This window comes from Pseudomonas sp. RGM2987, assembly GCF_022952855.1.
In the GTDB taxonomy this organism is placed as follows: domain Bacteria; phylum Pseudomonadota; class Gammaproteobacteria; order Pseudomonadales; family Pseudomonadaceae; genus Aquipseudomonas.
This window is the reverse complement of the sequence record NZ_JALJDX010000186.1, coordinates 36,993-48,366: the sequence shown is the minus strand read 5'-3', so window position 1 is coordinate 48,366 and position 11,374 is coordinate 36,993. Positions and strand designations below refer to the sequence as shown.

The following is an 11,374-nucleotide window of genomic DNA, read 5'->3' as shown; positions in this document are numbered from 1 at the left end:
TCTTTTGTGAGCGCTTCGCACTCAAGCGGGAGCAAGCTCCCTCGCCACGGGGGCAGATTGCCTTCAGTGGAGCGCTGTCGCACAAGGCCAGGTTTTTAGTTCTGAACCCTCCCTTGCTTCAGGTTGTCGACTAGGCTCTAAGCACTGGTTGATAGCCCTTGTGACGTCTTGTCGATTTTTGTTGCCCGCGGGGGCGGGTCTTGTACCTTTTGTCACTCGTCGACTTTTCAAACAGAACCCTGGAGCCTGCCCACTGATTCGAGAGGTGCCCCATGAGTCTGCTGCTGGAACCCTATACCCTTCGCCAATTGACCCTGCCCAATCGCATCGCCGTGTCGCCGATGTGCCAATACTCGAGCGTCGATGGCCTGGCCAACGACTGGCACCTGGTGCACCTCGGCAGCCGTGCCGTGGGCGGTGCCGGGCTGGTGTTCACTGAGGCCACCGCAGTCACGGCCGATGGACGGATCACCGCCCAGGACCTCGGACTGTGGAACGATGAACAGATCCAACCCCTGCAACGCATCACCCGGTTCATCACGGCCCAGGGAGCCGTGCCGGCCATTCAGCTGGCCCACGCCGGGCGCAAGGCCAGCACCTGGCGACCCTGGGTGGGCAAGCATGGCAGCGTGAAACCGGCGGATGGCGGCTGGGTTCCGGTCGGTCCGTCGCCGATTGCCTTTGACCCGCAGCACACCCAGCCGGTGCAGCTGGACGAAGGACAGATCGCTGGCGTGATCCAGGCTTTCGTCGATTCAGCCAAGCGTGCCTTGACCGCCGGTTTCAAAGTGGTCGAGGTCCATGCGGCCCATGGCTACCTGTTGCATCAATTCCTCTCGCCGTTGAGCAACCAGCGCCGCGACTCATACGGCGGCTCGTTCGAGAACCGCATCCGCCTGGTGCTGCAAGTCACCGAAGCGGTTCGGGCCGTCTGGCCCGACGAGTTGCCGGTGTTTGTGCGGGTATCGGCCACCGACTGGGTCGAGGACGGGTGGAACCCGGATGAAACCGTGGAACTGGCGCGGCGATTCCGGGCGCTGGGGGTGGACCTGATCGATGTGTCGTCGGGCGGGACTGCCGCCAATGCGGAAATTCCTACCGGCCCGGGTTACCAGACGCGCTTTGCCGAACGCGTGCGCAAGGAGTCGGAGATCGCCACCGGCACGGTCGGCATGATCACCGAGCCGGCCCAGGCCGAGCACATCCTGCGTACCTGCCAGGCCGACATCATCTTCCTGGCGCGTGAATTGTTGCGTGACCCGTACTGGGCCCTGCATGCCGACGATGACCTGGGCGGACGCAAGGCCGTGTGGCCGGCGCAGTACCAGCGGGCGACGCATCGTGACCAGCCGATTCATGAGTCGGACTTGCGGGACTGAAAGGTCCTAGTGATAAACAAAAGCCCCGTTCGTCTGACCGGGGCTTTTGTTTATCAGGCTGGATGACTGGGGTGGCTGTGCCGGCCTCTTCGCGAGCAAGCCCGCTCCCACAGGTTGTGGTGTGGATCACGAGTTCTGTGAGCAACACAAATCCACTGTGGGAGCGGGCTTGCTCGCGAAGGCGTCATTCCGGGCGCAGCTGTATCAAGGATACTTACGCTTATCCGGCGCTGGCGGGAAGTACTGATACAACCAGGTCTCGCTCAAGGTGCGGTCCTTGGTGCGAATGAACAGGCGCATCTGCACCGGGTCGACGCGATCATCGGTGGGGTACCAGTCGAAGGTGATCCGATAGCCCTTGATCGCATCCAGCACCAGCACGTTGAAGTCCTTCACCTCGCCGTGGGAGCAGGTCACCACCGGTTCGATGCCGGTGCCCGGCGGCAGTTGGTCGAGACCGCCGCCGCTGAAGTCCACCGCGAAGCGGCGCGCCCAGACGGTCGGGTAGTGCTCGCCCGGGGCCCAGCCTTCGATAAAGCCGCCCATGCCCGAGCGAGTCGCATCCACGTGGGCCAGGTCGGTGCTGACCGGGGGCAGGGCGCTCCAGTAGAGTTTGTAGCCGTAGTTCAGGGAATCACCGGCGGCCACCGGTTTTTTCGGTGTCCAGAACGCCACGATGTTATCCAGGGTCTCGCCTGTCGTCGGAATTTCCAGCAGGTCCACAGAGCCTTCGCCCCAGGCTGTCGTCGGTTCGACCCACAGGCTCGGGCGCTTGCTGTACCAGTCCACGGTGTCCTGGTAGCTGGCAAAGTCGTGGTCGGTCTGCACCAGGCCGAAACCTTTCGGGTTGTTGTCGGCGAAGGCGTTGAATTGCAAGGTGGCCGGGTTGTTCAGCGGGCGGCAGACCCACTCGCCGTTGCCACGCCACATGGCGAGCCGGTCGGAGTCATGGATCTGCGGGTGAATGGTGTCGCACATGCGCCGCTCGACAGTGCCACAGCTGAACATGCTGGTCATCGGTGCGATGCCCAGTTGCCCGATGGCGGTCCGGGCATTGATGTGCGCGTCGACTTCCATCACCACCCGGGTCGGCTGGCAATCGATGTCAAAACGATAGGCACCGGTGGCGCTGGGGGAATCGAGCAGGGCGTAGACGACGAAACGGGTGCTGTTCTTTTCCGGGGTTTCGAACCAGAACTTGGTGAAGTCCGGAAACTCTTCGCGTTTCTTGCCATAGGTGTCGATGGCCAGCCCTCGGGCCGACAACCCGTACTGGCCGCTGGCGTCCACGGCGCGGAAATAACTGGCCCCCAGGAATGAAACGATGTCGTGCCGGTCCAGCTCCGGGGCCTTGAACACCCTGAAGCCGGCAAACCCCAGGTCGCCGGTCAATTGCGAAGTGTTGACCGTGGTTTTTTCATAGTTGAACAGCTGTGGGCGGAAGTGCACCTCACGGGCCAGGCGGGTCTTTGGATCCACGCTGTACATGCGCACCGGCTGCTTGAAGCCCATGCCGACATGGAAAAACTGCACGTCCAGTTGACCGTCCAGCTTGTTCCACAACGAGTGGTTGGCGTCGTACTGAATTGCATTGAACTGTAGGGGCGACATCATCGCCAGGGTCGGCGGCAAGACTTGCTTGGTATCGACATAGCGGCTCTTGGCCAATTGCCGCGCCTGGTCTTTCAGCGCATCGAAATCGAAGGGACGGGCTTCGCCGTCAGCGGCTTGATCCGTGGCCCAGGCGCGAGCGGCCATCAGCCCGGTGGCCGAAAGACCGGTATAGGCGGCGAAAGCCATGGAGGCCTTGAGCAGGTTCCTGCGATGCATAAATACAACCTTTCTCACAACCATCCCGTGCCGATCCTGGCAGCGGAAAATGGGTAAAAGAGTTCGGACATACCTTTGGCCAAACGCGACGGACGCTAGAACAGATACCTCAGAGCCGGATCGGTTCACTGAGGGGCAAAATCATAGGGGATGAGTAGGCGGGGTGAGAAAGGAAAGCAGGGTTTGGTTAAATTTTCTTACAGATATTTCTTTTTTTATGTCGATTCCGGCATTTTTTGACTAATTACTCTAAAACTCCCTTTTCACGATTTGAATCCTCCCTATTCTTGATGTGTAGGCAGCCCGATCCGGATTCCAGAAAGGCGCTATCAGGTCAACTTGACGTAAAAGAGGGACAACGCTCATGACGAAAATACAGGGCATCGCTGCAATGCTGGGGATCTTTCCTGGCCTGACCCATGCGCGCAGGACCCGACGACTCAGCCTGGAAGAACTGAAACTGGTGGAGCGCTATCGGGAACTGTCGGAAAGCGACCGGATCGCCATGCGTTACCTGGTGGATGCGATGAGGAGTGTTTCGAGGTTTTGAACGGAGGCACCCGCAATCGGCGCGCTTCTGACCCAGCAAAGCGAATGCGCCTACGATCAGCGGCGGTTGCAGGCTCAGGCCTGAAGTATTACTTTCTTGCGCAAGGTAATACTTCAAGAGGAGAGCCATCATGTCGACGACGATGACGAGCAAGGGGCAGGTCACCATTCCCAAGCCGATTCGTGATGCGCTGCACTTGCTTCCGGGCAGTGCAGTGGAGTTCAGTGTCAACGCGCAAGGTGAAGTGGTGTTACATGCCGGTAAACCTGGAGCGGCCAAAACAACTCGCGATCGCTTCGATGCGGTGCGTGGCCGGGCGGACATCAAGTGGCGTACAGATGAGCTGATGGCGCTGTTGCGCGGGGACGATTGATGATACTGGTCGACACCAATGTTCTGATCGACGTCCTGGAGGACGATCCCGTCTGGGCTGATTGGTCTATCCAGCAACTGCGCGCCCAGTCGCAAGCCCATGAGCTGCTCATCAATCCGATTGTCTATGCCGAGCTGTCCCAGACGTTTTCCACTTTCGAAGCGTTGGACGAGGTTGTGGCCGAGCTTCAGCTTCAGATGCAGGAGGTACCTCGCCCGGCGCTGTTTCTGGCAGGTAAGGCCTTTGGGCGTTACCGCAAGGCGGGCGGTGGCAAAAACAATGTGCTGGCGGATTTTTTCATCGGTGCCCATGCCGCTGTGAACAGGTTGCCTTTGCTCACCCGGGACGCCAGGCGTTATCGGACGTACTTCCCCTCGGTGGAGGTGGTGGCGCCGTCCTGACACCTGACCACCACGACCGGGACGCTGCCGTCCGGCCGTGGCCCTGATGTTTTATCTCAATGCTTGAACATCACATGCCGCACCACCGTGTAATCCTCGAGCCCATACATGGACATGTCCTTGCCATAGCCGGAACGTTTCTGACCGCCGTGGGGCATTTCGCTGACGAGCATGAAGTGGGTGTTGACCCAGGTGCAGCCATATTGCAGGCGTGCCGACAGGCGATGGGCGCGGCCGATGTCGGCGGTCCACACCGATGAGGCCAGGCCGTACTCTGAATCGTTGGCCCAGGCCAGTACCTGGGCTTCGTCCAGGAATGGGGTGACGGACACCACCGGGCCGAAGACCTCCCGTCGGACGATCTCATCGTCCTGCTGGGCGTCGGCCAGCACCGTGGGTTCGAAGAAGAAGCCGTTGCCCTCCACCGATTTGCCGCCGGTGACCAAGCGGATGTGCGGCTGGGCGATGGCCCGCTCGACGAAGCCGGCCACGCGATCGCGATGCTGGGCGGTGATCAGCGGGCCCATCTCGGTGTCCGCTGCGGTTTGCAGGCCGTACTTGATACTGCCGACCGCGGCACCGAGTTTCTCGACAAATTTTTCGTAGATACCTTGCTGGGCATAGATCCGGCAGGCGGCAGTGCAATCCTGGCCAGCATTGTAGAAGCCGAAGGTGCGGATGCCTTCCACCGCCGCATCAATGTCGGCGTCGTCGAAAATGATCACCGGGGCTTTGCCGCCCAGCTCCATGTGCGTGCGCTTGACGCTGTCGGCGGTGCTGGAAATGATGTGCGAGCCGGTGGCAATGGAGCCGGTCAGCGACACCATGCGCACTTTGGGGTGGGTCACCAGCGGTTGGCCGACGGTTTGGCCGCGGCCGAATACCACATTGAGCACTCCGGCCGGGAAAATCTGCGACGCCAGTTCGGCCAGGCGCAGCGCCGTCAGCGGCGTTTGTTCCGAGGGCTTGAGCACCACGGTATTACCGGCGGCCAGGGCCGGGGCGATTTTCCAGGCGACCATCATCAGCGGATAGTTCCACGGCGCGATGGAGGCAATGACGCCCACCGGGTCGCGGCGGATCATCGACGTGTGCCCCGGCAAATACTCACCGCCCGCCGAACCGTTCATGCAGCGGCTGGCACCGGCAAAGAAGCGGAACACGTCGGCAATGGCCGGGATCTCGTCGTTCAGCGCGGCGCTTAACGGCTTGCCGCAGTTGTCCGATTCCAGCTTCGCCAGTTCTTCGCCATGGGCTTCGATGGCATCGGCCAGCTTGAGCAACAGCAGCGAGCGATCCTTCGGCGAGACCTGCGACCAGCCATCGAAGGCGCTGTCGGCGGCACGCACGGCGGCATCGACCTGGGCTTCGCTGGCTTCATTGATCTCCACCAGCACCCGGCCCAGCGCCGGATTGAACACTGCTTGGCCTGGACCCTCGCCGGCGACCAGATGGCCGTTGATCAGCAGTTTGGTTTGCATGTTCGTGTCCTCCAGAGTTTCGCTTGTGCTTTGGGTGGGAGCGGGCTTGCTCCGGGCGGCGATCCGACGAATGCGGTGTATTAGCAGCAATGATGTTGGCTGATCCACCGCATTCGCGAGCAAGCCCGCTCCCACATGGGAACCGGTTTCAAAGTGGCGGTTTATTTCCCACCACTGCCCGCCACGCTCTCACCCCCGCGAGTCAGGTAATAAGCGCCGAGTATCGGCAACATCGTGACCAGCATCACCAGCATCGCCACCACGTTGGTCACTGGTACGTCGCGGGGCCGGCTCAGTTGGTTGAGCAACCATAGCGGCAGCGTGCGTTCGTGGCCGGCGGTGAAGGTGGTGACGATGATTTCATCGAACGACAGCGCAAACGCCAGCATCCCACCGGCCAGCAGTGCCGAGCCAAGGTTGGGCAGGATGATGTAGCGAAACGTCTGCCAGCCGTCCGCGCCCAGGTCCATGGAAGCTTCGATCAGGCTGTGGGAGGTGCGGCGCAGGCGGGCGATGACATTGTTATGGACGATCACCACGCAGAAGGTCCCATGACCGACAATGATGGTGAACATCCCGGGCTCGATCCCCAGGCTCTTGAAGGTGGCCAGCAGCGCGATGCCGGTGATGATCCCCGGCAGGGCAATCGGCAGGATCAGCATCAGCGAAATCCCCTGCTTGCCGAAGAAATCCCGCCGGTACAGCGCCGCCGAGGCGAGCGTGCCGAGCACCAGGGCGATCAGCGTGGCGAGCGCTGCCACCTGCAACGACAACTTGATCGCTTCCAGCACATCCGGGCGAGAGAAGGCGACGCTGAACCATTTCAGGGTCAGGCCTTTGGGCGGGAAGCTGAACGCCGCGTCTTCGGTGTTGAACGCGTAGAGGAAGATGATCAGGATCGGGAAGTGCAGGAACACCAGCCCGCCCCACGCCGCAACGCGTAAGCCCCAGGACGCTGGCCCCGGCAAAGAAGAGTCAGAGTGCATCGAAAGCCCCCAGGCGCTTGACGATGGACAGGTAAATGGCGATCAGTACGATGGGCACCAAGGTGAACGCCGCCGCCATAGGCATGTTGCCAATGGCCCCTTGCTGGGCGTAGACCATGCTCCCGACGAAATAACCTGGCGGGCCCACCAACTGGGGCACTATGAAGTCCCCCAGGGTCAACGAGAACGTGAAGATCGAACCGGCCGCGATGCCGGGCACCGACAGCGGCAGGATCACTTGCATGAACGTCTGGCGTGGCCTGGCGCCCAGGTCGGCCGAGGCTTGCAGCAGTGACGGCGGCAGGCGCTCCAGGGAGGCCTGGATCGGCAGGATCATGAACGGCAGCCAGATGTAGACGAACACCAAGAAGCGTCCCAGGTGGGACGTGGACAACGTGCTGCCGCCCACGCCGGGAATTCCCAGCACCACCTGCAACAGCGACCCCAGGCCCAGGTGCTGGATAAACCACTGCGCCACGCCGCCCTTGGCCAGCAGCAGCGTCCAGGCGTAGGCCTTGACGATATAGCTGGCCCACATCGGCAGCATCACCGCGATGTAGAAAAACGCCTTGGTCTTGCCGCTGGTGTAGCGCGCCATGTAATAGGCAATCGGGAAGGCGATGATGGCACTGGCGATGGAGACCGCCACGGCCATGCTCAAGGTACGCAGGATGATGTCGAAGTTCGAAGGCTGAAACAGCGCGGTGAAATTCGCCAGGGTCAGGTCCGGCGTGACCGCCATGGTGAAGTCGTCAAACGTGTAGAAACCCTGCCACAGCAGGGTCAGCAGCGAGCCGAGGTAGATCGCGCCGAACCAGATCAGTGGCGCAACCAGCAGCATCGACAGGTACAGGTTCGGGCGCCGGTACAGCAGGTTGGAAACGCGTCGGCCAATCCCCGGCTTGGCTGCCCGTGCAAGGGTCGCTGTGTTCATCTCATACCTCGCCGCCGACCGTGTCGTGCAGCGCGACCATCGCTTCACGGGCCCAGCGCACGCGCAGATGTTGGCCGGGTTGGTGCCCGACACCGTCGTCGGTCCATCGGCTATTGGCCTGGCTCAGGTTCAGGTCCTGGCCGTTGGCGAGCTTCAGCTCGTAACGCGTGGCGCTGCCCTGGTATTGGATGTCGTGCAGCACGCCTTGAACTTCGATTTCACCGGCGGCCAACGGGCCTTCGGCAAAGCGCACATGTTCCGGGCGGATCGAGAACGGCTGTGATTGACCGCTCAATTGTTGCGCCAACTCGCCGCGGATCACGTTGGACGTGCCGACGAATTCGGCGACAAATGTCGTCACAGGCTTCATGTACAGGTTGCGCGGCGTATCGACCTGTTCGATTCGGCCCTTGTTGAACACCGCCACCCGGTCGGACATCGACAGCGCTTCGGTCTGGTCGTGGGTAACGAAAATGAAGGTGATGCCCAACTGGCGTTGCAGCTTCTTCAGTTCGCCTTGCATTTGTTCGCGCAATTTGAGATCGAGGGCGCCCAGGGGTTCATCCAGCAGCAGGACGCGTGGGCGATTGACCAACGCACGGGCCAGGGCCACCCGTTGGCGCTGGCCGCCGGAGAGCTGCACCGGTTTGCGCTCACCGTAGCCGCCGAGGGCGACCATCTCCAACGCTTCATCGGCTCGCCGGATTCGTTCAGCCTTGGCGACGCCCTTGACCTTCAAGCCGTAGGCGACGTTGTCCCGTACGTTCATGTGCGGGAACAGGGCGTAATCCTGGAAAACCGTGTTCACGTCCCGCTGATACGGCGCGAGCCCCACGGCTTCTTCGCCGTGGATACGGATCGACCCGGCGCTCGGCTGCTCGAACCCTGCGATCAGGCGCAGGCAGGTGGTCTTGCCCGAACCTGACGGGCCAAGCATGGAAAAGAACTCGCCGTCCTGGATGTCGATGGACACCCGGTCAACGGCTGCTACCTCGCCGAACAGGCGCGATACCTGGGTGAATTGGACTGCGAGCGTCATGGTGCGGTGCTCCAAAGGCGCGACTTCTGTTGATTCACAAGTTGTCGGGCACGGACCTGTGGCGAGGGGATTTATCCCCGCTGGGCTGCGAAGCAGCCCCAAAGCAGGCGACTCAATCTGTCTGAAACCATGAGACGTCAGTCTTGGGGGCGCTTCGCGCCCAGCGGGGATAAATCCCCTCGCCACAAAGGCAGATGTTCACCCGTTCTTTCATGCCGACTTATTGGTCCTACCGCCCCCCCATGATCGCAATGTAGTCCTGGGTCCAGCGGCTATACGGCACGAACTTGCCACCTTCGGCCTGCGGGGTTTTCCAGAAGGCGATCTTGTCGAACTGGTCGAAACCGTTGGTCTTGCAACCTTCGGCGCCCAGCAGCTCGCTGCCCTTGCACGCCGCAGGCACGGCGGGCAAGGAGCCGAACCACGCGGCCACGTCGCCCTGGACCTTGGGTTGCAGCGACCAGTCCATCCATTTGTACGCGCAGTTGGGGTGCTTGGCTTCGGCGTGGAGCATGGTGGTGTCGGCCCAGCCGGTGGCGCCCTCCTTGGGAATGGTCGAGGCGATCGGCTGCTTCTCGTTCATCAGGCCATTGACCTGATACGGCCAGGCGCCGGACGCCACCACGCCTTCGTTCTTGAAGTCGCTCATCTGCACAGTGGTGTCGTGCCAGTAACGGTGAATCAGCGGTTGCTGTGCCCTTAGCAACTCCAGCACGGCCTTGTACTGTGCTTCGTCGAGTTGGTACGGATCCTTGATGCCCAGCTCAGGCTTGGCGGTCTTGAGGTAAAGCGCTGCATCGGCGATGTAGATCGGCCCATCGTAGGCCTGCACGCGGCCCTTGTTCGGCTTGCCGTCGGGCAAGGACTGAGGGGTGAAGACCACGCTCCAGCTGGTGGGCGGCTGCTTGAACACCGTGGTGTTGTACATCAGTACGTTTGGGCCCCACTGGTAGGGCGTGCCGTAGGTCTGCTGGTTGACCACGTACCACGGTGCATCCTTGAGGCGCGGGTCGAGGGTTTTCCAGTTGGGAATCAGCGCGGTGTTGATCGGCTGTACGCGCTTGCCGGCGATGAGGCGCAGGGAGGCGTCGCCCGAGGCGGTGACCAGGTCGTAACCGCCCTTGGTCATCAGGCTGACCATTTCGTCGGACGTCGCCGCGGTCTTCACGTTGACCTTGCAGCCGCTGTCTTTTTCGAAACCGGTCACCCAATCGTAGGCTTTGTCGCTTTCGCCTCGCTCGATGTAGCCCGGCCAGGCGATGATGTCCAATTGGCCTTCGCCGACGCCAACGGCCTTGAGCGGTTCGGCGGCCTGGAGGCTGACACTGGTCAGCAGCGCCAGGGTGATTGCGCTGGGCCATGCGGTCTTGTGCGCGTACATGGAAATCCCTCTTGCTTCAATGGTGGTCGGGGCAGGGGCGCGACGGTACGAACGGCCACCGGGGGCCTGCTATCAGCGTAGTGCTGTTCTTTATCCAGGCAACATCTGGAAGCAAACTCGTCGCGGCTGCCGGGCACTTTCGATCTAGGCTGGTGGCCTTAATGGTTCGCTTGACCCGAATGTGGAGGTTTCAAATGAACACTCGTGGATTGCTCGATCAGCTACTCAAGTCCGGTCAGGAACTGTTGCAGAACAAGGCCGGCGGCGCTCAGGGCAGGTCATCCGGGGGCTTGGGCGGGTTGCTCGGTGGCTCCAGTAACGCTGGTGGCCTGGGCGGCATGCTCTCCGGCGCAGGCGGCAAGGCGCTGGCCGCCGGGGCCATGGGCCTGCTGCTGGGCAACAAGAAGGCCCGTAACTTTGGCGGCAAGGCCCTGGCCTATGGTGGCCTGGCGGCCCTGGGCGTGATCGCCTACAAGGCCTACGGTAATTGGCAGGCGCAGCAGGGCAAGGCAGCGCAAACCGAGCCGAAGACACTGGACCGCGTTCCGCCGGCCCAGGTCGAACAGCACGCCCAGGCGATTCTCAAGGCGCTGGTGGCGGCGGCCAAGGCCGACGGTCACGTGGATGAGCGCGAGCGCCAGTTGATCGAAGGTGAGTTCACCAAGCTCGACAACGACCAGGAACTGCAACACTGGCTGCACGCCGAACTCAACAAACCGCTGGATCCCACCGACGTCGCCCGCGCTGCCGGCACTCCGGAAATGGCGGCGGAAATGTACATTGCCAGCGTGATGTTGGTAGACGAGGAAAACTTCATGGAAAAATCCTACCTCGATGAACTGGCACGCCAGCTCAAGCTGGAGCCTGGGTTGAAGGCGGAGTTGGAGAAGCAGGTGCGCGAGGCGGCTGTGTAAACTTGGCCCAGGGTCTCAATGGCCTTGCTGCTGACACTTACCCTGTGGGAGCGGGCTTGCTCGCGAATGCGGTGTACCAGCCACTGATAATGGCGACTGACACTCC

At 61.7% G+C, this 11,374-nt stretch carries 11 protein-coding genes; 5 read left to right on the top strand and 6 right to left on the bottom strand.

What is annotated here, in order from left to right; genetic code table 11:
* Positions 1 to 272 precede the first annotated feature (272 nt).
* Positions 273 to 1,379, top strand: coding sequence for an NADH:flavin oxidoreductase/NADH oxidase (locus RGM2987_RS12240; protein WP_245141312.1), 1,107 nt, complete (start codon positions 273 to 275; stop codon positions 1,377 to 1,379).
* Positions 1,380 to 1,583: 204 nt separating this feature from the next.
* Here the strand turns inward: RGM2987_RS12240 and RGM2987_RS12235 are convergent, their stop codons facing one another.
* A complete protein-coding gene (locus RGM2987_RS12235) occupies positions 1,584 to 3,209 on the bottom strand; it encodes a glucan biosynthesis protein D (protein ID WP_245141310.1) in 1,626 nt (541 codons plus the stop codon).
* Between the two features lie 364 nt (positions 3,210 to 3,573).
* On the opposite strand from RGM2987_RS12235, the gene RGM2987_RS12230 reads away from it, so the two are divergent.
* From RGM2987_RS12230 to RGM2987_RS12220, 3 genes are all read left to right on the top strand, one after another.
* Positions 3,574 to 3,759, top strand: a complete 186-nt coding sequence (locus RGM2987_RS12230) for a hypothetical protein (RefSeq protein WP_245141307.1) — start codon at positions 3,574 to 3,576, stop codon at positions 3,757 to 3,759.
* Between the two features lie 130 nt (positions 3,760 to 3,889).
* The gene (locus RGM2987_RS12225; protein ID WP_245141305.1) at positions 3,890 to 4,132 is read left to right on the top strand and encodes an AbrB/MazE/SpoVT family DNA-binding domain-containing protein; all 243 of its coding nucleotides are present in this window, start codon (positions 3,890 to 3,892) and stop codon (positions 4,130 to 4,132) included.
* Positions 4,132 to 4,533: a type II toxin-antitoxin system VapC family toxin gene (locus RGM2987_RS12220; protein WP_245141303.1), complete on the top strand. Its 402-nt coding sequence runs from the start codon at positions 4,132 to 4,134 to the stop codon at positions 4,531 to 4,533. Before RGM2987_RS12225 ends, RGM2987_RS12220 begins: the two co-directional genes overlap by 1 nt.
* Positions 4,534 to 4,589: 56 nt before the next feature.
* On the opposite strand, the gene RGM2987_RS12215 is transcribed toward RGM2987_RS12220, so the two are convergent.
* The 5 genes from RGM2987_RS12215 to ydcS all read right to left on the bottom strand — a co-directional run bounded on the left by RGM2987_RS12215 (position 4,590) and on the right by ydcS (position 10,354).
* Positions 4,590 to 6,014: a gamma-aminobutyraldehyde dehydrogenase gene (locus RGM2987_RS12215; protein ID WP_245141301.1), complete on the bottom strand. Its 1,425-nt coding sequence runs from the start codon at positions 6,012 to 6,014 to the stop codon at positions 4,590 to 4,592.
* A gap of 161 nt (positions 6,015 to 6,175) precedes the next feature.
* Positions 6,176 to 7,000 carry an ABC transporter permease gene (locus RGM2987_RS12210; protein WP_245141298.1) on the bottom strand — a complete coding sequence of 275 codons (825 nt, stop codon included), beginning with the start codon at positions 6,998 to 7,000 and terminating at the stop codon, positions 6,176 to 6,178.
* The gene (locus tag RGM2987_RS12205; RefSeq protein ID WP_245141295.1) at positions 6,990 to 7,934 is read right to left on the bottom strand and encodes an ABC transporter permease; all 945 of its coding nucleotides are present in this window, start codon (positions 7,932 to 7,934) and stop codon (positions 6,990 to 6,992) included. Before RGM2987_RS12205 ends, RGM2987_RS12210 begins: the two co-directional genes overlap by 11 nt.
* A 1-nt stretch (position 7,935) precedes the next feature.
* A complete protein-coding gene (locus tag RGM2987_RS12200; protein ID WP_245141293.1) occupies positions 7,936 to 8,973 on the bottom strand; it encodes an ABC transporter ATP-binding protein in 1,038 nt (345 codons plus the stop codon).
* Between the two features lie 229 nt (positions 8,974 to 9,202).
* Positions 9,203 to 10,354 carry a putative ABC transporter substrate-binding protein YdcS gene (ydcS, locus tag RGM2987_RS12195; RefSeq protein ID WP_245141291.1) on the bottom strand — a complete coding sequence of 384 codons (1,152 nt, stop codon included), beginning with the start codon at positions 10,352 to 10,354 and terminating at the stop codon, positions 9,203 to 9,205.
* A gap of 194 nt (positions 10,355 to 10,548) precedes the next feature.
* On the opposite strand from ydcS, the gene RGM2987_RS12190 reads away from it, so the two are divergent.
* A complete protein-coding gene (locus RGM2987_RS12190) occupies positions 10,549 to 11,268 on the top strand; it encodes a tellurite resistance TerB family protein (protein ID WP_245141288.1) in 720 nt (239 codons plus the stop codon).
* Positions 11,269 to 11,374: the final 106 nt, after the last annotated feature.

Excerpts from the sequence above, each read along its gene's own strand:
- RGM2987_RS12240 (WP_245141312.1), top strand. The coding sequence starts at position 273 with ATGAGTCTGCTGCTGGAACCCTATACCCTTCGCCAATTGACCCTGCCC.
- RGM2987_RS12235 (WP_245141310.1), bottom strand. The coding sequence starts at position 3,209 with ATGCATCGCAGGAACCTGCTCAAGGCCTCCATGGCTTTCGCCGCCTAT.
- RGM2987_RS12230 (WP_245141307.1), top strand. The coding sequence starts at position 3,574 with ATGACGAAAATACAGGGCATCGCTGCAATGCTGGGGATCTTTCCTGGC.
- RGM2987_RS12225 (WP_245141305.1), top strand. The coding sequence starts at position 3,890 with ATGTCGACGACGATGACGAGCAAGGGGCAGGTCACCATTCCCAAGCCG.
- RGM2987_RS12220 (WP_245141303.1), top strand. The coding sequence starts at position 4,132 with ATGATACTGGTCGACACCAATGTTCTGATCGACGTCCTGGAGGACGAT.
- RGM2987_RS12215 (WP_245141301.1), bottom strand. The coding sequence starts at position 6,014 with ATGCAAACCAAACTGCTGATCAACGGCCATCTGGTCGCCGGCGAGGGT.
- RGM2987_RS12210 (WP_245141298.1), bottom strand. The coding sequence starts at position 7,000 with ATGCACTCTGACTCTTCTTTGCCGGGGCCAGCGTCCTGGGGCTTACGC.
- RGM2987_RS12205 (WP_245141295.1), bottom strand. The coding sequence starts at position 7,934 with ATGAACACAGCGACCCTTGCACGGGCAGCCAAGCCGGGGATTGGCCGA.
- RGM2987_RS12200 (WP_245141293.1), bottom strand. The coding sequence starts at position 8,973 with ATGACGCTCGCAGTCCAATTCACCCAGGTATCGCGCCTGTTCGGCGAG.
- ydcS (WP_245141291.1), bottom strand. The coding sequence starts at position 10,354 with ATGTACGCGCACAAGACCGCATGGCCCAGCGCAATCACCCTGGCGCTG.
- RGM2987_RS12190 (WP_245141288.1), top strand. The coding sequence starts at position 10,549 with ATGAACACTCGTGGATTGCTCGATCAGCTACTCAAGTCCGGTCAGGAA.